Annotated in this window: 21 protein-coding genes and 2 pseudogenes; 8 read left to right on the top strand and 15 right to left on the bottom strand. The window is 32.0% G+C overall.

What is annotated here, in order from left to right; translation table 11 throughout:
• Positions 1-36: 36 nt before the first annotated feature.
• The gene (gene mdeA / locus HMPREF3247_RS04365) at positions 37-1,476 is read right to left on the bottom strand and encodes a multidrug efflux MFS transporter MdeA (RefSeq protein WP_000038960.1); all 1,440 of its coding nucleotides are present in this window, start codon (positions 1,474-1,476) and stop codon (positions 37-39) included.
• Positions 1,477-1,650: 174 nt separating this feature from the next.
• On the opposite strand from mdeA, the gene HMPREF3247_RS04370 reads away from it, so the two are divergent.
• Positions 1,651-1,755, top strand: a complete 105-nt coding sequence (locus tag HMPREF3247_RS04370) for a putative metal homeostasis protein (protein ID WP_000762708.1) — start codon at positions 1,651-1,653, stop codon at positions 1,753-1,755.
• A 153-nt stretch (positions 1,756-1,908) separates the two neighbouring features.
• Here HMPREF3247_RS04370 and HMPREF3247_RS04375 read toward each other — a convergent pair whose 3' ends face one another.
• From HMPREF3247_RS04375 to HMPREF3247_RS04385, 3 genes and pseudogenes are all read right to left on the bottom strand, one after another.
• Complete coding sequence (locus HMPREF3247_RS04375; RefSeq protein ID WP_001125208.1) at positions 1,909-2,595, bottom strand: 2,3-diphosphoglycerate-dependent phosphoglycerate mutase; 687 nt, start codon at positions 2,593-2,595, stop codon at positions 1,909-1,911.
• Between the two features lie 326 nt (positions 2,596-2,921).
• Positions 2,922-3,788, bottom strand: a complete 867-nt coding sequence (locus HMPREF3247_RS04380) for a cation diffusion facilitator family transporter (protein WP_000019127.1) — start codon at positions 3,786-3,788, stop codon at positions 2,922-2,924.
• A gap of 483 nt (positions 3,789-4,271) precedes the next feature.
• Positions 4,272-4,375: pseudogene (locus HMPREF3247_RS04385) on the bottom strand (hypothetical protein).
• 94 nt (positions 4,376-4,469) lie between these two features.
• On the opposite strand from HMPREF3247_RS04385, the gene sbi reads away from it, so the two are divergent.
• The 4 genes and pseudogenes from sbi to hlgB all read left to right on the top strand — a co-directional run bounded on the left by sbi (position 4,470) and on the right by hlgB (position 9,740).
• Positions 4,470-5,783: an immunoglobulin-binding protein Sbi gene (sbi, locus tag HMPREF3247_RS04390; RefSeq protein WP_000792553.1), complete on the top strand. Its 1,314-nt coding sequence runs from the start codon at positions 4,470-4,472 to the stop codon at positions 5,781-5,783.
• A gap of 535 nt (positions 5,784-6,318) precedes the next feature.
• Positions 6,319-7,247, top strand: a pseudogene (hlgA, locus tag HMPREF3247_RS04400) (bi-component gamma-hemolysin HlgAB subunit A).
• A gap of 566 nt (positions 7,248-7,813) precedes the next feature.
• Entirely contained in the window at positions 7,814-8,761 is a 948-nt protein-coding gene (hlgC, locus tag HMPREF3247_RS04405; protein ID WP_070866192.1) for a bi-component gamma-hemolysin HlgCB subunit C, read from the top strand.
• Between the two features lies 1 nt (position 8,762).
• On the top strand, positions 8,763-9,740 hold the full coding sequence (gene hlgB / locus HMPREF3247_RS04410) for a bi-component gamma-hemolysin HlgAB/HlgCB subunit B (RefSeq protein WP_000783428.1): 978 nt from the start codon (positions 8,763-8,765) through the stop codon (positions 9,738-9,740).
• Positions 9,741-9,791: 51 nt separating this feature from the next.
• Here hlgB and HMPREF3247_RS04415 read toward each other — a convergent pair whose 3' ends face one another.
• From HMPREF3247_RS04415 to gtxA, 11 genes are all read right to left on the bottom strand, one after another.
• A complete protein-coding gene (locus HMPREF3247_RS04415; RefSeq protein WP_000200948.1) occupies positions 9,792-10,259 on the bottom strand; it encodes a QueT transporter family protein in 468 nt (155 codons plus the stop codon).
• Positions 10,260-10,269: 10 nt separating this feature from the next.
• A complete protein-coding gene (locus tag HMPREF3247_RS04420; RefSeq protein WP_000286877.1) occupies positions 10,270-10,962 on the bottom strand; it encodes a 6-carboxyhexanoate--CoA ligase in 693 nt (230 codons plus the stop codon).
• Positions 10,963-10,972: 10 nt separating this feature from the next.
• Entirely contained in the window at positions 10,973-12,088 is a 1,116-nt protein-coding gene (locus HMPREF3247_RS04425) for an aminotransferase class I/II-fold pyridoxal phosphate-dependent enzyme (RefSeq protein ID WP_000971550.1), read from the bottom strand.
• On the bottom strand, positions 12,066-13,073 hold the full coding sequence (gene bioB / locus HMPREF3247_RS04430; protein WP_001046652.1) for a biotin synthase BioB: 1,008 nt from the start codon (positions 13,071-13,073) through the stop codon (positions 12,066-12,068). The genes HMPREF3247_RS04425 and bioB overlap by 23 nt, the downstream gene beginning before the upstream one ends.
• Position 13,074: 1 nt before the next feature.
• Entirely contained in the window at positions 13,075-14,433 is a 1,359-nt protein-coding gene (gene bioA / locus HMPREF3247_RS04435; protein WP_001566800.1) for an adenosylmethionine--8-amino-7-oxononanoate transaminase, read from the bottom strand.
• Complete coding sequence (gene bioD / locus HMPREF3247_RS04440) at positions 14,411-15,097, bottom strand: dethiobiotin synthase (RefSeq protein ID WP_001217927.1); 687 nt, start codon at positions 15,095-15,097, stop codon at positions 14,411-14,413. The genes bioA and bioD overlap by 23 nt, the downstream gene beginning before the upstream one ends.
• 54 nt (positions 15,098-15,151) lie before the next feature.
• On the bottom strand, positions 15,152-15,319 hold the full coding sequence (locus tag HMPREF3247_RS04445; RefSeq protein WP_031866196.1) for a hypothetical protein: 168 nt from the start codon (positions 15,317-15,319) through the stop codon (positions 15,152-15,154).
• A 230-nt stretch (positions 15,320-15,549) separates the two neighbouring features.
• Positions 15,550-17,283, bottom strand: coding sequence for an ABC transporter ATP-binding protein (locus HMPREF3247_RS04450; RefSeq protein ID WP_000486502.1), 1,734 nt, complete (start codon positions 17,281-17,283; stop codon positions 15,550-15,552).
• Positions 17,284-17,307: 24 nt separating this feature from the next.
• Entirely contained in the window at positions 17,308-19,071 is a 1,764-nt protein-coding gene (locus HMPREF3247_RS04455; protein WP_001064834.1) for an ABC transporter ATP-binding protein, read from the bottom strand.
• 589 nt (positions 19,072-19,660) lie between these two features.
• Positions 19,661-19,768: a type I toxin-antitoxin system Fst family toxin gene (locus HMPREF3247_RS14270; RefSeq protein ID WP_072467491.1), complete on the bottom strand. Its 108-nt coding sequence runs from the start codon at positions 19,766-19,768 to the stop codon at positions 19,661-19,663.
• A gap of 133 nt (positions 19,769-19,901) precedes the next feature.
• The gene (gene gtxA, locus HMPREF3247_RS04470; RefSeq protein ID WP_000779348.1) at positions 19,902-20,288 is read right to left on the bottom strand and encodes a flippase GtxA; all 387 of its coding nucleotides are present in this window, start codon (positions 20,286-20,288) and stop codon (positions 19,902-19,904) included.
• A 256-nt stretch (positions 20,289-20,544) separates the two neighbouring features.
• Here gtxA and HMPREF3247_RS04475 point away from each other — a divergent pair, with 256 nt between their 5' ends.
• The 3 genes from HMPREF3247_RS04475 to HMPREF3247_RS04485 all read left to right on the top strand — a co-directional run bounded on the left by HMPREF3247_RS04475 (position 20,545) and on the right by HMPREF3247_RS04485 (position 23,799).
• Positions 20,545-21,687 carry a glycerate kinase gene (locus tag HMPREF3247_RS04475; protein ID WP_001176873.1) on the top strand — a complete coding sequence of 381 codons (1,143 nt, stop codon included), beginning with the start codon at positions 20,545-20,547 and terminating at the stop codon, positions 21,685-21,687.
• A gap of 59 nt (positions 21,688-21,746) precedes the next feature.
• Positions 21,747-22,406, top strand: coding sequence for a membrane protein (locus tag HMPREF3247_RS04480; RefSeq protein WP_000831298.1), 660 nt, complete (start codon positions 21,747-21,749; stop codon positions 22,404-22,406).
• A gap of 181 nt (positions 22,407-22,587) precedes the next feature.
• The gene (locus tag HMPREF3247_RS04485; protein ID WP_001192075.1) at positions 22,588-23,799 is read left to right on the top strand and encodes a putative multidrug effflux MFS transporter TcaB; all 1,212 of its coding nucleotides are present in this window, start codon (positions 22,588-22,590) and stop codon (positions 23,797-23,799) included.
• The last annotated feature ends 17 nt before the right edge of the window (positions 23,800-23,816 follow it).

Below are 23,816 nucleotides of genomic sequence, written 5' to 3' on the forward strand. Positions count from 1 at the left end.
TTTGCTAAAAAGCTTTATATAGCTAGCAACTTATATTTATTGACGAGAATCAACTTCTTTTTTCTTACCTTGTAACATAAATGAACAAAAGAAACTAACAACTGTAATCAATAATGCAAATAAAAATCCAGCGTGATAACCATGCAACATCGTATCAACTTTAATTTGATTCATCATATCAATTTTGTTCATGCCATTATAGTCTGACATAGTTGGAGAAAAGTTTTTGCTTGCATGGGATAAAATAGTAATTAATGCAGCTGTTCCGATAGAACCAGCAATTTGTTGTACTGTGTTTGTCATAGATGAACCATGTGCATTCATTTCTGGCTTTAATTGATTCATCGTATGGGTCATTACTGGAATTAATCCTAACGCGATACCAACCATTCGAATCGCATAAACTGTTGCCAACATGATTGTTGATGTTTGTTCATCCATTACAACAAAATAAGCCGTAGTAATAACAACAATCGCCATACCGACTAAAGCCAATTTTCTTGGACCAAACTTTTCATATAAAGCACCCGAAGTCATCGACATAAATGCCATAACAATTGCTCCTGGTAATAAAGTTAACCCAGAATCTAAAGCTGAACGATGCAATAAATTTTGCACAAAGATAGGTAAAATCGTTTCCGAACCAATCATCGATACCATTGTGACACCCATAATAATGATACCAACTGTAAATTGTTTATTTTTAAATACAGCAAAATTTAATAATGGTGTTGATAGCCGATATTGACGTAATACAAATAATGCGACTAAAACAACGCCTCCAATCATAGATACTAATACGATAGGATTATCAAAACCTTTTTCTGAAATTGAACTCGTTCCATACAATAACCCGCCGAAACCTAGTACAGAAAAAATGACAGAAATAAAATCAATAGGTACTTTAATTGTAGTTCCAACATTTTTTATCGTTTTAAATCCAATTAAAAATGTAACAGCTGCAATTGGAGCGACAACATGGAAAAGCGATCTCCAGTTAAAATATTCAACAAGGTAACCTGAAAGAGTAGGTCCAATAGCTGGTGCTAAACCAATTACCAAACCAAATATCCCCATATATTTACCGCGTTCATGCGGTTGGAAAACATCCAAAATCGTTGTCATCATCAATGGCATCATAATACCTGCGCCTAACGCCTGAATAATTCTAGCAACTAATAATGTTGCAAAGTGCGGACTCAAGCCGCCGAGTAATGTACCTAAGAAAAAGATAGAAATACCCACTAAAAACACTTGTCTTGTTGTATAACGTTGTATAACAAGCGCGGACAAAGGAATAACAATCCCATTAGTCAATAAAAAAGCTGTTGTCAGCCATTGAACTTGTGTATATGAAATTTCAAAGTCTTTCATAATACTTGGTAAAGCCGTCACTAATAGTGTTTCATTTAATAATCCAAAAAATCCACCCATCAGCATAGTAATAATCATCGTTAATTTTTGTTTCTTCGACATTTAAAGCTTCCCCCCTCACCATCTAAAAAACGACACTCATTTTTAGATATCCGGTAATTATACCCATTTTCAAAAAAATTAGCACGACTTTATTACAATTTCTTTAAAACGTAATCATTACTATTTACATATGAGTAGTTATCGGTCATAATATATTTACAAGGAGGGATAGAGATGAAATTAGATTTACAGACTGCTCGTCGTAATTTAAATAGCCCTAACATTAAAACAAGAAAGCGTGCTTTAAAGATTATTAAGCAACATAAAAGAGCGAAATAATTGTTTTAATTTGACTATATTGTATGTCTAACTATATTTTCGAGTATCCCTAGCTCGTTAATATAAACTCTATACTTAACTATTTCCTTACATTACTTCACATATTTAAGAGCTGCATATACACTCACTCCTTGTGTACATGCAGCTCTTTTTTTATAAGTAGTATTTATCTATAACTTCTAAATCATCCGTTAATTCATAAACAAGCGGTGCACCTGTTTTAATTTCATAATTAATGATATCTTCATCTGACACATCTTCAAGATATTTAATCAATGCGCGAATTGAATTTCCGTGTGCAGAAACTAATACCGTTTGACCATCTAGCAAATATTGTGAAATATGATCTGTCCAAAATGGTATCACTCGAACTAAAGTATCTTTCAGACTTTCAGAATAAGGCATCATACGTTTATCTAAATGATTATATCGACGATCAGCTAAGTAAGCTTCACGTTGTTCTTCGGTTTCAGCAGGCGGTTTCACATCATAAGAACGACGCCAAATATGTACTTGTTCTTCTCCAAATTCTTTTCTAGCATCATCTTTATTTAAGCCTTGCAATCCACCATAGTGGCGTTCATTTAAACGCCAGCTTTTATATACAGGAATCCATTGTTGTTTAGATTCAGTTAAAATATAATGCGTTGTATCTAAAGCACGTGTTAATAACGATGTAAAAGCTACATCGATGGCGATGTTATTTTCTCTTACTTTTTCACCTGCTCTAGTCGCTTCATTAATACCTTGTTCAGATAAATTAACATCTTCCCATCCAGTAAATAAGTTTTTAGCATTCCACTCGCTTTGTCCATGACGACATAAAATTAATTTTGGCATAACTTATAACCTCTTTCCTTTAATCTTTAGGACGTTATTTCAGGGATATTTTAAGATGATTTAATCTTAGTAATTTTCTTTTCAATATGTTTTAAAATTCAATGATTAAATCAATTATCACTAGACATTAAATACATAAATCCTATTCCCCATTTTCATTTTTTAATTCATAAATGAATCAATAACCACCTAATAACAAATCATATTATACACCTTTATCCGCTATTTTTCTAAGTTTTAAAAAATATTTTTAGGTGCACCTAAAAATAAATGTAATAAAAACGCCTCCTCAGATATTTATATATCTATGAAGACGTTTAAATACATTATAGATGGTCTGGTTCTGGGTGAACGTATACTGAGGAAATACCTTTTTTGTGCAAATGATGTTCGACATTGTCACAAATTTGATGCGCTTCTACTAAGGAAAGGTTAGCATCTACAACAATTGTGACATCAATAAACACACTACTTCCATGGTAACGCCCTTTAATACTTTTAACTTCTTGTACTTCATCAACTTCTAAAATATCATTGCGATACGCTTCTAATTCAGTTTCATTGAAACCATCACTCAACATAAAAATTGCTTCTTTAAAAATACCAAAACCAGTATAAACGATTAGTAAGCCTAGTAATGTTGCTAAAATAATATCGACAATTGGGAAACCGATTTGCGTAAAAATTAATCCTATCGCTGTTCCAATGCTGACTAAACTATCTGATAAATTATCTTTGGCAGCCGAATTTAAAGAACTACTTTTCGTTCTTTTCGCTAGTCTTTGATTGACTGCAAATACAATCAACATTACAAGACCACTGATTAAGCTGACGATAATTGTTATTGCGTTAGGTACAACGTCATCTTCTTTGAACAAACGAGGTGCATTTTGAATAACTACTTGGATACCTACAAACATAATGACAAATGACACCAATAATGAAGAAATATTTTCAGACTTCAAATGGCCATAAGGATGATTTCGATCGGCAGGTTTAATTGAAATTTTCAATCCAATAATAACAGCTAAAGAAACGATAATATCTGTCATATTGTTTAATGCGTCGGCTCTTACAGCTGCAGAGTTAAAGACAAAACCCGTGACATACTTAACAATAGATAAGATTATATATACAATTAAACTCAAATAAGCACCGCGTTGCGCCAATTTAAGATTTTCATTATGAGACATGCGTTGAACCACCTTGAATTAGTATAGTAACAATATTATGAATGATTTATTTTAAATTTACAACGTTTTTAATTTTTATAAATTTTTATAAAATTAAACTAATTTATTCATTCGCAACCCCTAAAAATAATTTTTAGCCTTTCTTCAAATTTATTTGTTAGAAAGGCACCCAACTCTCCCTGTTTGTTAACTTTCGTCTCGAAAGTTTCTATGTTGGGACCCAATGCATTAGTAGCGAAGCTATCTAATGTGTTCCTTTATTTTCTGCGAATTTTATGAGCTAGAAAGGCGCCCAACTCTCCCTGTTTGTGAACTTTCGCCTCGAAAGTTTCTATGTTGGGACCCTATGCATGAGTTGCGAAGCTATCTAATGTCGTGACCTAATTATATAGAAGAAAAAGTGCATCAGTGACAAATTAAATGAGATTTCTACTCTACCAAACTCTCTTCGAAAGACAATTTTCTCCTCTATTTATTAGCAAACTATTGCATTTCTCCATATAGTACTTCCTTACTTAAAATACGCTGAATGTTCTGAATTAAACGCTTTTTACATAGTTAACACTAGTTAATCTATTAGTTAACATTAGTTAATAATTAGTTAATTTCCATTTGTATTCTCATGTGATAAATTCTAAAAGCATACAATAAATTTAATATGTAAAAAGAAAGGGAATACACATGAAAAATAAATATATCTCGAAGTTGCTAGTTGGGGCAGCAACAATTACGTTAGCTACAATGATTTCAAATGGGGAAGCAAAAGCGAGTGAAAACACGCAACAAACTTCAACTAAGCACCAAACAACTCAAAACAACTACGTAACAGATCAACAAAAAGCTTTTTATCAAGTATTACATCTAAAAGGTATCACAGAAGAACAACGTAACCAATACATCAAAACATTACGCGAACACCCAGAACGTGCACAAGAAGTATTCTCTGAATCACTTAAAGACAGCAAGAACCCAGACCGACGTGTTGCACAACAAAACGCTTTTTACAATGTTCTTAAAAATGATAACTTAACTGAACAAGAAAAAAATAATTACATTGCACAAATTAAAGAAAACCCTGATAGAAGCCAACAAGTTTGGGTAGAATCAGTACAATCTTCTAAAGCTAAAGAACGTCAAAATATTGAAAATGCGGATGAAGCAATTAAAGATTTCCAAGATAACAAAGCACCACACGATAAATCAGCAGCATATGAAGCTAACTCAAAATTACCTAAAGATTTACGTGATAAAAATAACCGCTTTGTAGAAAAAGTTTCAATTGAAAAAGCAATCGTTCGTCATGATGAGCGTGTGAAATCAGCAAATGATGCAATCTCAAAATTAAATGTAAAAGATTCAATTGAAAACAGACGTTTAGCACAACGTGAAGTTAACAAAGCACCTATGGATGTAAAAGAGCATTTACAGAAACAATTAGACGCATTAGTAGCTCAAAAAGATGCTGAAAAGAAAGTGGCGCCAAAAGTTGAGGCTCCTCAAATTCAATCACCACAAATTGAAAAACCTAAAGCAGAATCACCAAAAGTTGAAGTCCCTCAAATCCAATCACCAAAAGTTGAGGTTCCTCAATCTAAATTATTAGGTTACTACCAATCATTAAAAGATTCATTTAACTATGGTTACAAGTATTTAACAGATACTTATAAAAGCTATAAAGAAAAATATGATACAGCAAAGTACTACTATAATAAATATTACCAATATAAAGGTTTAATTGACCAAACAGTTTTAACAACAATCGGTAGTGGTTATGGTTCATACATTAAACCTCTTGAAGTGAGCAAAGAAAGCGGGAATTTGGCTAAATCATATGCACAAGTAAGAAACTATGTAACTGAGTCAATCAACACTGGTAAAGTGTTATACGCATTTTACCAAAAACCAGAATTAGTAAAAACAGCTATTAAAGCTCAAGAAACAGCAACAACTTTCAAAAACGCTTTAACAGGCATATTCAAATCATTCTGGAAATAATCAATCAAAAGTATCTTCTCTAGTTTTACATCATTTTTTAAATAATTTTCGTAATAAACCGTGATTAAAAAGAACCGTAGATTCTCAATCGAATCTACGGTTCTTTTTTCATTATCCATCAATTAAATGTTTCTTCGCTATTTGTCAGCCCACTTTTTTATCTGCGACTTGTTAAATAATCCTTACATCGTTAACGAATAGTTCATCATTTAGTTGAATCAGCTCAACTTTATTAACTTCAAATTTTCACAAACTGTTGCGCAATCCATTCCTCTTCCACTACAAGCACCATAATTAAACAACAATCCAATAGAATAAGACTTGCAAAACATAGTTATGTAGCTATATAAACGCCTGCGACCAATAAATCTTTTAAACATAACATAATGCAAAAACATCATTTAACAATGATAAAAATGTCTCTTCAATACATGTTGATAGTAATTAACTTTTAACGAACAGTTAATTCGAAAACGCTTACAAATAGATTATTATATATATGAACTTAAAATTAAATAGAAAGAAAGTGATTTCTATGATTAAAAATAAAATATTAACAGCAACTTTAGCAGTTGGTTTAATAGCCCCTTTAGCCAATCCATTTATAGAAATTTCTAAAGCAGAAAATAAGATAGAAGATATCGGCCAAGGTGCAGAAATCATCAAAAGAACACAAGACATTACTAGCAAACGATTAGCTATAACTCAAAACATTCAATTTGATTTTGTAAAAGATAAAAAATATAACAAAGATGCCCTAGTTGTTAAGATGCAAGGCTTCATCAGCTCTAGAACAACATATTCAGACTTAAAAAAATATCCATATATTAAAAGAATGATATGGCCATTTCAATATAATATCAGTTTGAAAACGAAAGACTCTAATGTTGATTTAATCAATTATCTTCCTAAAAATAAAATTGATTCAGCAGATGTTAGTCAGAAATTAGGCTATAATATCGGCGGAAACTTCCAATCAGCGCCATCAATCGGAGGCAGTGGCTCATTCAACTACTCTAAAACAATTAGTTATAATCAAAAAACTATGTTACTGAAGTAGAAAGTCAGAACTCTAAAGGTGTTAAATGGGGAGTGAAAGCAAATTCATTCGTTACACCGAATGGTCAAGTATCTGCATATGATCAATACTTATTTGCACAAGACCCAACTGGTCCAGCAGCAAGAGACTATTTCGTCCCAGATAATCAATTACCTCCTTTAATTCAAAGTGGCTTTAATCCATCATTTATTACAACATTGTCACACGAAAGAGGTAAAGGTGATAAAAGCGAGTTTGAAATCACTTACGGTAGAAACATGGATGCTACATATGCTTACGTGACAAGACATCGTTTAGCCGTTGATAGAAAACATGATGCTTTTAAAAACCGAAACGTTACAGTTAAATATGAAGTGAACTGGAAAACACATGAAGTAAAAATTAAAAGCATCACACCTAAGTAAACAGTTCAATCATTTTATAAAATCCTGGGACACTTCATACTTGTCTCAGGATTTTTTAACATATTGAATCAGCCTCATAACATTAAATTAATTTATCGTATATTAAATTTAATAATAACAACTGATTTTTATAAGAACAAAGTATCACACCATAGTAGATACACAAATAATACAAATGAATCCATTTAAGTTGAAAGCTTAAATAAATATTCTCAAGTTAATAAATAATTAACTTTTAGATGGATTCATCAAAAATCGTAAAAAGAACAATTTGTATTTTACAAACATTAATTAAAAATAAAAGCAAGACATTCGTGCAATCGGTTACCTTAAATTGTTTACAACTGTTAACAATACCAAGGTTTTATTAACTATATTTCTCACAAAATTAGCTTTTAGCATTCCAAACAAAAAAGGTTAAATTGAACGGAATTATGGCATTTTTAACTTAATTGTAAAAAAAGTTGATAATGGTCAATTGTTAATGAACAGTTAATTATAATAACGCCCAAAATATATTATTATTTAATTAAGTTAAATAAAATTATAGAAAGAAAGTGAAACTTATGCTTAAAAACAAAATATTAACTACAACTTTATCTGTGAGCTTACTTGCCCCTCTTGCCAATCCGTTATTAGAAAATGCTAAAGCTGCCAACGATACTGAAGACATCGGTAAAGGAAGCGATATAGAAATTATCAAAAGGACAGAAGATAAAACAAGTAAAAAATGGGGCGTGACTCAAAATATTCAATTTGATTTTGTGAAGGATAAAAAATATAACAAAGATGCTTTGATATTAAAGATGCAAGGATTCATTAGCTCTAGAACAACATATTACAACTATAAAAAAACTAATCATGTTAAAGCTATGCGATGGCCATTCCAATATAATATTGGTTTAAAAACAAATGATAAATATGTTTCTTTAATTAATTATTTACCTAAAAATAAAATTGAATCTACAAACGTGAGTCAGACATTAGGATACAATATCGGTGGTAATTTCCAATCAGCCCCATCACTCGGTGGTAATGGATCATTTAACTATTCTAAATCGATTAGCTATACACAACAAAATTATGTAAGTGAAGTAGAACAACAAAACTCAAAAAGTGTTTTATGGGGCGTCAAAGCGAATTCATTCGCCACTGAATCAGGTCAAAAATCAGCCTTTGATAGCGATTTATTTGTAGGCTACAAACCTCATAGTAAAGATCCTAGAGATTATTTCGTTCCAGACAGTGAGTTACCACCTCTTGTACAAAGTGGATTTAACCCTTCATTTATCGCCACAGTATCTCATGAAAAAGGTTCAAGCGATACAAGCGAATTTGAAATTACTTACGGAAGAAACATGGATGTCACTCATGCCATTAAAAGATCAACGCATTATGGCAACAGTTATTTAGACGGACATAGAGTCCATAATGCATTTGTAAATAGAAACTATACTGTGAAATACGAGGTCAATTGGAAGACTCATGAAATCAAGGTGAAAGGACAGAATTGATATGAAAATGAATAAATTAGTCAAATCATCCGTTGCTACATCTATGGCATTATTATTACTTTCTGGTACTGCTAATGCTGAAGGTAAAATAACACCAGTCAGCGTAAAAAAAGTCGATGACAAAGTTACTTTATACAAAACAACAGCCACAGCAGATTCTGATAAATTTAAAATTTCACAGATTTTAACATTTAATTTCATCAAAGATAAAAGTTATGATAAAGATACTTTAGTACTTAAAGCTACTGGGAATATTAACTCAGGCTTTGTGAAACCTAATCCTAATGACTATGACTTTTCAAAATTATATTGGGGAGCTAAATACAATGTATCTATAAGCTCACAATCTAATGATTCAGTAAACGTCGTTGATTATGCACCAAAAAATCAAAATGAAGAGTTTCAAGTTCAAAATACTTTAGGCTATACATTTGGTGGTGACATTAGTATCTCTAATGGTTTATCTGGTGGACTTAATGGAAATACAGCTTTTTCTGAAACAATTAATTATAAACAAGAAAGTTACAGAACAACATTAAGTCGCAACACAAATTATAAAAATGTTGGCTGGGGAGTTGAAGCACATAAAATTATGAATAATGGTTGGGGACCTTATGGAAGAGATAGCTTCCACCCAACATATGGTAATGAACTCTTCTTAGCTGGCAGACAAAGCAGTGCATACGCTGGCCAAAACTTCATAGCGCAACACCAAATGCCATTATTATCTAGAAGTAACTTCAATCCAGAATTTTTAAGCGTACTATCACACAGACAAGATGGCGCTAAAAAATCTAAAATTACAGTAACTTATCAACGTGAAATGGATTTATACCAAATTCGTTGGAATGGCTTCTACTGGGCAGGCGCAAATTATAAAAACTTTAAAACTAGAACATTTAAATCAACATATGAAATTGATTGGGAAAATCACAAAGTGAAATTGTTAGATACAAAAGAAACTGAAAACAATAAATAGCTAGTAAAACACGGTCGCCAACAGTAATTGTGACGACCGTGTTTTGATTTATTATCTTAGTAAGACTGCCATTCTTTTTCTCAATGTGAGATATAAAGGAATAGCTACAATTAAAGTGAATATTACGCCTGGAATCGCGTTTAACAACACTACCCACACAGGTAAATTTAAAATAATAGATAATAGTAGCCTAGATACCAAACTGCCTAATACACTTGCTAAAACTAATGATAGTACATTTATTTTCAATAAATAAACAACTGCAATAGCTATAACTCTAAATATAATAGAGATAATCACATTAATTGGATTAAATACGCCAAATACTAGTAATAATAGGCTAGATAATAATCCACCTAAAAAGTACTTTTTAATTCCAAAGAAAGCTAATATCAATAATGCTGCCGGTGCAGATAATTGAAAATCTAATCCTGGTATAATGGACGGTATTTTCAAAACTGCCAAAATGGTTAAAATCGCAGCAATGACACTAATTTGAGTAATATCTTTTGATGTCATACTAAAACCCCTATACCGTTTCATAAACAACTTGCTTCGGTGTGCTTTCTAAAAATGATATGTAATGATTTAAATCAATACAATCGTCCACAAATATTATTCTGCCTCCATATCTCGTATTAACTGGTTTAATATCAAATAATCGATGGTAACCAATTTTAGCAGAGGCAAAATAACCTGTCGTATACGTTAAGTCATCGGACACGCAAAGTTCTCCTTTGACATACGGATGCGCATTGATACAACTAGCAATTGCTAAGGCATCAGTCACTCTTTCATTAAGATCACCTTTATTATTTATATCTTCAAACGAAAAATGTGTTGCCCTAATCCCCCTTTGTCCAAATGAATCTAAACGTTTACCAGATATAGCAGATAGAATAATAGCTCCTGTATAAACCGTTTCATTTTTAATATATGTCATCCCTTGATTTAGCGCTTGTTCAGTTACACCACATTCTTGTGTTAAATGTTGGAGATTTGCTTTATCATCCTCAATAATTTGTAATGCTTTTATTTGTTGAATCGGTTCCATGATTTTTTGTATTTTTATATTGAGAAAATCCGGTTGCCCATTTTCATGAAAAAAACCTTTATTATAAAACCTTTGTACCGTCTGTTCTATTTTGTCAAACTCACAAATCGTTTCAGCACCACTAATATGAACATCTTGATTGCTAGAACGCATTTTTATACTATACATGACGATCACCTCAATCTTCTTGATGCAAAATTTCAAACAACCTATCTATATCTTGTTCAGTATGAAAATACGACAATGATATTCTTAACATTGGCTTAGTCACAGTTGGATACCTTAAATAACTTGTAAACACATGATGCTTTAATAATGTTTGATGAATGTTCTCAGCCGCTTCTATGTCATCAAACTCAATAAACTTAATCGGCGAGTTTGAACTATTATAATTAACATTGAGTGCTTTTAACTTTTGGTTAAAATATTTACTCAAACTATTTAATTTAGTGCGTCTATCATCAGCATTTATTAACTTTTCAATGTTTCTTTTTATAAAATACAAATTATAAATTGGCAAACTACTTGAGTAGATGAGTGGTCTACCGTGATTAATTAACATATCCTTCACATCATTTGAACTTAAAATCACACCCCCGTATGCACCACATGCTTTAGATAAACTAGAAGTGAGTATATCTACACCTTGATAATTCGAGTAATTCTCTATTCCAAAACTATGTGAAACATCGAGTATCAGTGTTGCGTTATATTTATGCTTTAATGAGACTAATTGACCAATATCCACAACGTCGCCATTCGTTGAAAATACACTATCAGATATGATTATTTTTGGTATATTTTGATTAGGGTATTTCTCTAACCTTTTTTCTAAATCAGCAATATCTAAATGCTTATATATCACTTTTTCTAAACCACTTAACTTAATACCGTCAATAATACTCGCATGATTTTCTTGATCTGAAAACACGACACAATTTGTATTTTTGAAAATATTAAATAACGCCAAATTAGCATCATAACCACTATTTAAGATAGTACATGCACTATATCCGAGCCAACCTGCTAACATTGTTTCAATTTCTTCATAAGCTGTCGAACTTCCACTAATTAATCTTGAACTTGATAAGTGATAACTATACTTCCGCATAAATCTTTCGAAATCATCCTTATCAAACGCTATTTGACCTAATCCTAAATAATCATTAGATGTATAGTTCGTACATCTCTTATTTTCTACTTCAATATACTGTCTATCTATATACCCTACCGATTTAAGCGACCGATATAACCCTTTCTGTTGTAATAAATCAATTTGCTCTTGAAACATCATTCTTGTTTTCCTTATTTTCACAAGTGCCATAATCAATTTCAAAGCCTAAATCATTTATCATATCGTAGTCTAATTGATTCGGTTGCCCACCAGTAATTAGATAATCGCCGACAAATATTGAATTCGCTGCTTTTAATGCTAAAGGTTGTAACGAACGTAAATTCACCTCTCTACCTCCAGCAATACGAATCTCTTTCGTAGGATTAATTAATCGGAATAACGCTACTATTCTTAAACATTTCATTGGTGTTAAATCATCCATGCTTCCAAACTTTGTGCCTTTGATTGGATGTAAAAAGTTAATCGGAATACTGTCGGCATCCATTTCTTTTAAAGCAAACGCCATATCCACAATATCTTGATTAGATTCTCCCATACCACATATCACACCAGAACATGGTGAGATATTATTTGCTTTCATCAGCTCTATCGTATCTGTTCTATCTTTGTAACTATGTGTTGTTACAACATTATCATGATAATTTTCACTTGTATTAATATTGTGATTATATCTATCGACACCTGCTGATTTAAGTTTCTTTGCTTGTTCGTCGTTTGTTAATCCTAAACATGCACATATTTTCAATTGTGGGTGTTGTGACTTAATCGTTCTTACTGTATTACTAATGTGATCAACCTCTTTATCACTTGGGCCTCTACCACTCATAACAATACAATATGTTCCAATATGATTATCATGCGCCACCTTTGCTCCATCGATAATTTGTTCTTCTGGAATTAAGGCATATCTTTGCTTTTGTTTAATATCTCTAGATTGACCGCAGTAACCACAGTTTTCAGGACATATCCCACTTTTGGCATTTAATATCATATTCAATTTCACTTTTTTACCAAAATAATGTTTTCTTAAAATATACGCTTCATTTAATAAATCTAATGTGTCAATGTTCTTATCTTCATAAAGTTTTAATACTGCGTCTTTTGTTAATCGTTCCCCTTGTAATATGCGTTTAGCCAAATTCATATTAACACTTCCTATCTAATATGTTATGTACTGCCTTTTTAAATATACGTACCATCGTTTTCACTTCTTTATTTGACATACTTAACACTGGCACAAACGTAATGACATTTTCTAAATTTCTAATCATTAGCCCGTTTTCTTTACAATTACGTACAATACGTTCAACTTTTTCAATTTCTAATGGCGCCTTACTATCTTTATCTGCAACGAGCTCAACACCAAACATTAAGCCCCGTCCTCTGACATCACCGATATTTGGATGACGCTTCAGCGCATGTAACTGCTTCTCAAGTGTTGATGATGTCGTTTCAATATGTGACAATAACTTACCTTTTTCATACAGATTTATATTTTCTAAAGCTACCGTACATACAATTTGATTTCCCGTATATGTATGACCATGGAAAAAGGTATTCACACCGTGCGAATCACTTAAAAATGCATCATATATTTTTTGAGATGTTAGTGTTGCCGCAAGTGGTAAGTATCCACCTGTAATCGCTTTGCCTAAGCACATAATATCCGGCTGTACATCTTCATGATTACAAGCAAACATCTCCCCGGTTCTGCCAAAGCCAACAGCTACCTCGTCACAAATTAATAAGATATTATATTTGTTGCACAATTTTTCAACTTCTTTCAAAAAACCTTTTGGATGGACAAATAAGCCTGTCGCACCTTGAATTAATGGTTCTAAAATAAACCCTGCTATTTCATCATTTCTTTCAATTAATATTTGCTCGATATTCTGTAAAATAGCTGCCATCATTTCATCTTCTATTTCATAATTACTTCGATATAATGACGGGCTTTCTACTTGAATATTTTCAAATATTAAGTCTTTAAATATTTTATGAAAAGTCTTGATACCACCAACACTTACCGCACCAATCGTATCGCCATGATAACCGTGATTTAGCGTTATAAACTTGTTTTTCTTGGCATATTTTTCTCTATCAATATTTTTCCAATACTGATATGCCATCTTTATTGCGATTTCAACAGACGCACTACCTGTATCGGAATAAAAAACTTTTCTTAGTTTGCTTGGTGTGATTTCGATTAATTTTTCCGCAAGTTCTATTGACGGAATATTTGATGATCCTAGCAGCGTAGAATGGGCAATTTTATTGAGTTGCTTTTTAATTACCTTATTCAAGTATTTGTTATTATGACCATGCACATTGACCCACAACGATGCATAACCATCTAAATATTTATTGCCATTCGTATCGTAAAGATAACTACCCTTTCCTTTTTCAATGATGATTGCTTCTTCTTTGCTATATACACCCATTTGTGTAAATGGATGCCAAACATATTCTGAGTCTTTTTGTTTAAGTTGTTGTGTGTAATTCATTTTTAACTCCTATTAATTGTTGTAAAAATGCTTCTGAGAAATTTTCATACGTGGCATGTTCTTCAAATGTATAGACTGTTTTCTTTGTTAATTTTCCAATCGTAATTTGATTGTCTTTTTCAATATAGCTGTCTGTATAGCGATTCATAATTAAAAAGTTACTCGCCGATACATAATGATTAACATAATCTTGGTGAACAATGGCATCGCTAATAGCACCTAATTTTGATGGCAACACACTGATGACACAATCTGCACAATCATTAATTAAATCTTTGGTCATATAGATGTTTTCTTTGCCTTCGTATAGTGGAACGCCTATACCTCCTGCACCTTCGATTAAGACAATATCAAATTCCTTATCTAAAACTTTCACCTTATCTAATACACGCTGCTTATTTAGAAAAATTTGATCTGCCATTTTAAATGCAAGGTGTGGTGATACAGGTTGCTTAAAAGTATAGAGTGACGTTATGTCATAGCTCAAATCACATTCATTTTTAAACACTTCTAAATCTGGAAACGTCCCATCCGGCAACTCTTCAGTTTGAAAAGGTTTGAAAATACAAACACGATGACCACGTGTTTTCATAGCATGGTATAAATGCTTTGTAACATAGGTTTTGCCTACATCAGTATTCGTACTTGTAATAAAAATCCTCATAAAAAATAAGCACCTCAATCCAAATGTAAACTTTTATAATTAATAAGTTTACATTTAAGGCGCATGTTTTTCAAGAAAACATGAATTTAAACTTCTCCGTATAACTATAAATTTTGGCAAAATTTTGACCTTGCTATTGAAATGTCTAAGATTTCTTACGGAATTAGGGCAGATATAAACAGCGATTCGATAAAATATGTCAGTTAAAATTAATAATTGCATTATTTCATTATAGAAAGGCATCCTAGCTTTACTATGTTGTTAAAAATTCCTTTAATTGCAATATTACATTGAGCACCTTGTTCATCAATGCTATAATTACTTACATAATAAATTGAACATCTAAATACACCAAATCCCCTCACTATGGCAGTAGTGAGGGGATTTATTTAGGTGTTGGTTATTTGTCACCTTTGTTATTTCTATATTCTGATTCCATATTAAACTATTATTTATAATTTCCATCCTGCTGACTTACTTTTTATTCTTATAAAGTCTTGATACATTCCTGGTTTTCGAATTAATTCGTCATGACTACCTTTTTGAATTATTTCACCTTCATTGAGCACTATAATCTGATCTGCATTTTTAATAGTTTCAAGTTTATGTGCAATTGTAATTACTGTTTTGCCTTTACTTAATTCATTAATTGCCGTTTGAATCAGCTGTTCATTTTCAGGGTCAATACTTGCAGTTGCTTCATCTAAAATAATTATTGGTGCATCTTTTAATATCGCCCTAGCAATAGATATCCTCTGCTTTTCTCCTCCAGATAAATTACTGCCTTTTTCATTTAGCATTGTTTGATATCCCTCAGGTAATGACATGATGAAGTCGTGGCAACATGCTTGCTTCGCTGCACGAATAATTCCTTCTTTCGTTGCATCTGGATTGCCAAATAATATGTTATTTTCAATCGTATCATTAAATAAATACACCTTTTGAAATACTGCACTAATTTTCGACATTAACGTACTTAATGTCATATCTTTAATATCAACACCATCGATGCGAATATTTCCATCATCGATATCATAAAAGCGTAAGAGTAAGTGACACAATGTAGATTTCCCACTTCCTGAAGGTCCAATTATCGCTGTTGATGTTTGTGTAGGTATCTCAAAATTCACATTCTTTATCACTTGTTTATCATCATATGAAAAATTCACGTTTTGAAAAGCGATATTTTCATTTTTAATCGTCAAATTTTTTCCATTCTCATCTAGTTCTGGAGCATTTTTTATCTTTTCAATATCATCTATCGTCATATCTATCATTTCAAGTACGTGTGCTGCACTATTAATGTTTTCAACACTATCAAATATCACAAATGAAAAAATTGAAATCATAATAAGGGTAGGTAAATCAATACTATGATTCATATATAATAAGCATGCAACTAATACAATCAATATCGAAACAACTTTTAAACTAAGTAAATGCAATAAATTGAATGGGATATATTGCATTTCTATTTTTGTATTTATACGTTTACTTTCATTGACTGCTTGGTTAAAACTTTTAAGACTCGTATTTTCTTTCGCGAATGATTTTATTACTTGAATACCACGAATAACTTCCAGTACCTTTTCCACTAATTGGTTTTGTACATTATGATACGCTGGCGCATTTTGTCGGCTTTTTCTTTCTAATAATTGAATCGCAAAAAATGATAGTAATACGCCAATGCATGCTAATAATGATACTTGCCACGAAACTACAAGTAGAGACAATATGAGTACTGTAATTAATATGTATCCATTAACAACAACGTCCACCATTTTCATAGCAAAGTTTTCTAAAAAGGTTAAATCAGTTGTTACTATTGTTGTTAACTCATTTGAATGATGCGAATTAAAGTAACCTAGCCTTACATTTTTCAATTTATCCCCTATATCTAAGCGTTCTTTCGCACTCATTTCATAAGCAATACTCTCATGGCTTCTGCTTTTGAAATATGCTGTAATAAATCGTCCAATCACTAATAAAACCATGATAATTACAACATTCAATATATCTTTCATATAAATAGGTTTATGAGATAGCACATTATTAAATATTTTTGCAGCTAAAAAGATTGGTAACGCAATAAAAATAGCATTTAAAAATGACATGCTAAATCCTAAAATCATTCTTGCTTTATATGGTCTTATCCAGTTTAAAATTTTAAATGTAATTTGAAACATATTTGACCTCCTTTTCTCATTAGTTTAATTATGTCCAGTATTGATTCCCCAATCTTTTGTATGCATGTGCGTATCCCACATTTTCTTATAATTACCGTTTAATTTTAGCAATAAGTGATGTGACCCTTTTTCTAAAATTTGCTGTTTACCTAAAACAATAATTTGATCTGCATGTTGAATCGTAGATAACCGATGTGCAATAACAATCAATGTTTTATCCTGCGTCAACACATTTAATGCTTCTTGAATTTTTTGTTCGTTGTCTGGATCAACGTAAGCAGTCGCTTCATCTAATACAATGATTGGCGCATCTTTTAATATCATTCTTGCAATAGTGACACGTTGTTTTTCACCACCAGACAATTTATCTCCCACTGTACCAACATTCGTATCATATCCATCCGGCAACTTTTCAATAAATTCATGACATTGTGCTAACTTGGCAGCTTTTTCAACCGCCTCATCACTAGCTTCTGGATTGCCAAGTTTAATATTTTCTTTAAAAGTAAGATTTAATAAAAAATTATCTTGTCCAACAAAACCAACTAAATCGTTAAGTTGTTTCGATTCAATATCTTTTATATTTATACCGCCAATCGTAATTTCACCTGAAGTCACATCCCAGTATCGTGATATAAGCTTGGCAATGGTTGACTTACCGCTACCAGATGCCCCGACGATTGCTGTGAAATTATTTTCTGGTACTGTAAATGATAAATGCTTAAAGACCAGATCGTCCTTATTCTTGTTATATGAAAATCCAACTTTATTAAAAGCAATTTCATAATGTTGAGGCTTCTTAAATTTTGTTGACAATACTAACTCTTCTATACTTAATATTTGATTCACTTCAGTCAATGCGTATTGTATGGACTTTAAATGATTTACATAATTAGTAAAATTCTTAATCGGTGCTACTACACCTAAAGATAATACGATACATAGGAAAAATTCTGCATAGTTTAATTGGTTGATAGATATCAAATACATGCCGACCGGTAAAATACCTAAAAATGTTGAAGGTAATACACTAGCTCCTAAATTCATATACCCCCATGTATTTTTAAACCAATTCAAAGTGTGAATTTTATAATTATCTACTGCATCTTTATATTTTTTATATGAACTTTGAGATTGATTAAATGTTTTAATCACTTCAATGCCTTCGATAAACTCTACAATCGCACTATTCATATAATGATTCGATTTCATTTGTTCAGCATATGTCTCATTAAATCCAGACATAACTTTTTTAAAAGCGAAAATTGAAATTGGTATCGTTACTAATAAGGCACTAGCCATACGCCAATCAATGAGCATTATGTATAAAAAGATAGCAGCTGACAAAAGTAAGTTTCCTATAACTTCAGGAATCATATGTGCTAAAGGTAATTCTATTGTTTCAACCTTATCGACAAATATATTTTTTAATTCACCTATTTTCTTAGATTCCACTACACCTAAAGGGAGACGCATTAATTTTTGAGCTAATCTTTTACGAATTTCAGATAAAATTTCATATGCCGTAATATGTGATAGCATCGTTGACGCTCCAAAACAACACACTTGTGAAATATAAGCGATTAAAGCAATAAAGATACAAACCATAATCGAATTAATCGTATATGTATTGTTAATCATCATTAAAATAATTTTAAATACTGCCCAATAAGGAACTAATCCAGAAAAGACACTGATGATAGACAACAAAATTGATAACATAATTTTCCATTTACTATCCGAAGCAAATCCGCTGAGTATCTTTATCCAATTTGTCTGATTGTTCATCGTATATGTAACTCCTTTCAATTTATAAACTAAATTAAGCCACTTATATTATTTATTTCATTGAATGATGATAAAATATAAATTTGTTATTTGTTAAAATTTAATACTTATTACAAGTACATCATATACCAGTTGATAACGATTATCAATGTCATTTAAGCTTATGACACATTTATTTTAAAACGTTACAAGGAGTTGGACATAAATGATAAAGAACCACTAACGATTTATTATGTAGTGATTCTTTATCCTTAGCCACAGCTAATATGTACTTAAAAATAGGAATACATGAGTAAAACTCTATGTTGGGCCCCTCAGTATAGCCTTGTAGAGTCTAGTACATTGATTTGTATCCCAATGTCCCTATAATTGTTTATTCGCTTTATCTAATGATCCTATGACTCAACTATTAAATCATTTTTCGAAACACTTTATTCTAATATAATTAAATTCATTTATTGTAATATTGCAAAAATACATTGCACACCTTGTTCATCAATGTTATAATGAGTTACATAATAAATTGAACATCTAAATACACCAAATCCCCTCACTATGGCAGTAGTGAGGGGATTTATTTAGGTGTTGGTTATTTGTCACCTTTTTTATTGCTGCGCGTTCGTAACCAATTTGCAAAAAACGCAACAAGACAGCCGCTTATAGCTGAAGTCATGATGTCAATTAATAAATTGAAGATCCGTCATACACCTCCTCTCTGCGTTAAAGTAACGCCCGAGATGTTAGGCGACCATTATATTATATCATTTATTTATTATATTTCACGAAATATTAATGCTCGAGTAAAGCGCTTTTTAATGATTTACGCTACTTTAATTACTATCTTTTAAAATCCATTTAGATAATACAAATGTGATGGGTATCGTAATAATTAAACCAGCAAATGGCGCAATTTCTGCTGGCAAATTTAGCCAGGATACAAAAACATATAATAAAACTGTTTGTAAGCTTACGTTGACAAGCTGCGTAATTGGAAAACTAATAAATTTTCTCCAAGTAGGTTTTACTCTGTAAACAAAATAACAATTCAAATAATAAGAAATCACAAAAGCGACTATAAATCCGGTAATATGACTAATCATATATTCAATGTGAAATAATTTTAACAGCAATAAATAGACAACATAATAATTCAACGTATTAATACCGCCAACAATGATAAATTTTAAAATTTCAGCATGCGTTTGTGTTAGTTTCATATGTGTAACTCCTCAACATCAAAATATATGCATAACTACGTTCTCTAAATTGCGTGCCAATCCTCTTCACTTCAAATATGCTTATTTCAATCTTTATACCCTTTCACAGCAAATTTAGTCCCTTCCCCTAATCCTTATACGCCATTATAATTTAACTGATTTATCGTGCGACTCATTAGCGCTATAGACATTACTTTAGTTCGCAAGTGATTTTATATACAATAAGAGCGACAACAGTAATGAGAGGATGTCTATTATGCAATTACAAAAAATTGTCATCGCTCCTGACTCATTTAAGGAAAGTATGACCGCACAGCAAGTTGGCAATACAATTAAGAAGGCATTTACTAACATTTATGGTAACACTATTAATTATGACATCATTCCAATGGCAGATGGTGGTGAAGGAACAACTGATGCTTTAATGCACGCAACCGGTGCAACGAAATATACAGTCATCGTTAATGATCCTTTAATGCGACCTATTGAAGCGAGTTATGCACGCGCTGACGAACATCAAATTGCAATTATTGAAATGGCTGCAGCGTCAGGTTTGGATTTATTAAAAAAAGAAGAACGTAATCCTTTATATACATCATCATATGGTACTGGTGAACTAATTAAAGATGCTTTAGATCACGGTGCTAAGACGATTATTTTAGGTATTGGTGGCAGTGCGACCAATGACGGTGGTACAGGCATGCTAAGTGCACTGGGCGTTCAGTTTACTGATGCAAACGGGAAATTATTACATATGCATGGTGATAATCTTGCTCATATTGCACAAATCGATACAACAAATCTTGATACAAGGCTAAAAGAAGTTACATTTAAAGTTGCATGTGATGTTAATAATCCATTACTAGGTGAACACGGCGCTACCTATATTTATGGTCCTCAAAAAGGCGCGGATATGAAGATGATACAAAAGTTGGATTTCGCAATGTCGCATTATCATGATAAGATAAAAATATGTACAGGAAAATCCGTTAATCAAGTACCAGGTTCTGGTGCAGCTGGTGGTATGGGTGCTGCTTTATTAGCTTTCTTCGACACAACATTAACAAAAGGTATTGATATCGTCTTTGACATTACAAATTTTCATCAAAGAATTAAAGATGCAGACCTCGTTATTACTGGAGAAGGACGCATGGATTATCAGACCATCTTTGGTAAAACACCCGTAGGCGTTGCGTTAGCTGCAAAACAATATCATATTCCTGTCATCGCGATTTGTGGCAGTCTAGGCGAAAATTATCAACATGTTTACGATTTCGGTATTGATAGTGCCTATTCTATAATCTCTTCACCTAGCACTTTAGAAGATGTCCTACAAAATAGCGAACAAAATTTATTAAACACTGCAACTGACATTGCTCGTATTCTGAAATTACAATAATGTCAAAGTAAATCATCAGCTTTATTATTTGCAGTTAAAACTTGAATGAGGTGAAACACATGAAAAGAACTGATAAATACCGTGATTCATATCAATACGACAATCAAAACCAAAATCATCGTCGTCAATCTGAAGACGCATCGTATAGACAACAATATGCTAAAGGCGATCCTGAAGAACACCCGGAACGATACTATAATGGTAGAGATTATCGAAGAGAACAAATTCTTGAAGAAGAAAACGAGAAATCCCGCCGTTCAAAAAAATGGTTATATATCATTATTGCCATTCTCTTAATTATTGTCGCTATTTTTGTCACACGCGCCTTACTTAACAATGATAGCGATAAAGTTAGTAATGACCCTAAAGTCTCTCAAAATTATAAAAAACAAGTTGAAAATCAAGACGGCCAAATTAACCAGCAAGTCGATAATGCTAAAGAAAATATTAAAAACAACCAAAAAACTGATGACATTATTAAAAATTTACAAAATCAAATCGACAACTTGAAGCAGCAAGAACAAAACAAAGCTGATTCTAAGCTAACTCAATTTTATCAAGACCAAATCAACAAATTGACAGAGGCAAATAATGCACTTAAAAACAATGCAAGCCAAGGTAAAATTGAAAGCATGTTAAATGATATTAATACAAAATTCGACAGTATTAAATCTAAATTAGAAAGCTTATTTAAAGATGACAATGGTGGCGCTAATTAATTATTACACCTGCTTTGATGATAAACATTAATTCCCTATACTTTATCTGTATCACTACGTTATTAGTGATGATGCATTAAGAGTATAGGGATTTTTTATATAAACTTGTATTCTAACTACATACAAATACACACAAAACGTATATAATTTATATAATTATATCATTTAAAGGAGTCTGATCATGCAATCAACGAAAACCAAAACGAAGCATTTTTCATTTTTATTGCTAATTACGTTAGGCGTCATGACCGCTTTTGGCCCACTAACTATAGATATGTACGTACCATCGTTACCTAAAGTGCAAGGTGATTTTGGTTCTACTACATCAGAAATTCAATTAACATTATCATTCACAATGATTGGTCTTGCACTAGGCCAATTTATCTTTGGACCTTTATCCGATGCTTTTGGTCGCAAACGGATTGCTGTATCCATTTTGATCATTTTCATTTTGGTATCAGGTTTGTCTATGTTTGTTGATCAATTGCCATTATTCTTAACTTTACGATTTATTCAAGGTTTAACTGGTGGTGGCGTCATCGTGATTGCCAAAGCCTCTGCTGGTGATAAATTTAGTGGCAACGCACTCGCTAAATTTTTAGCATCTTTAATGGTAGTTAATGGCATCATCACTATTCTTGCACCATTAGCTGGTGGATTAGCTTTATCCGTAGCAACATGGCGTTCTATTTTCACAATTTTAACTATTGTGGCACTCATCATTTTAATTGGCGTCGCTTCTCAATTACCTAAAACATCTAAAGATGAATTAAAGCAGGTGAATTTTAGTAGCGTCATTAAAGACTTTGGAAGTCTATTGAAAAAACCAGCGTTTATTATTCCAATGCTATTACAAGGTTTAACTTATGTAATGCTATTTAGTTATTCATCTGCATCGCCATTTATTACTCAAAAATTGTATAATATGACACCCCAACAATTTAGTATCATGTTTGCTGTTAACGGTGTAGGTTTAATCATTGTCAGTCAAGTCGTTGCTTTATTAGTAGAAAAATTACATCGCCACATATTATTAATCATTTTAACTATTATACAAGTGGTAGGTGTTGCTTTAATTATCCTGACACTTACATTCCATTTACCACTTTGGGTCTTACTCATCGCATTCTTCTTAAATGTGTGTCCTGTGACGTCAATTGGACCGCTTGGTTTCACAATGGCTATGGAAGAACGAACAGGTGGCAGTGGTAACGCATCAAGTTTACTTGGCTTATTCCAATTTATCTTAGGTGGCGCTGTTGCACCATTAGTTGGCTTAAAAGGCGAATTTAATACATCACCATATATGATTATTATCTTCATTACAGCCATTCTATTAGTCAGTCTACAAATCATTTACTTTAAAATGATTAAAAAGCAACATGTCGCATAACACTTCAACATAATTAG

This window comes from Staphylococcus sp. HMSC36A10 (genome assembly GCF_001838845.1).
Classification (GTDB): domain Bacteria; phylum Bacillota; class Bacilli; order Staphylococcales; family Staphylococcaceae; genus Staphylococcus; species Staphylococcus aureus.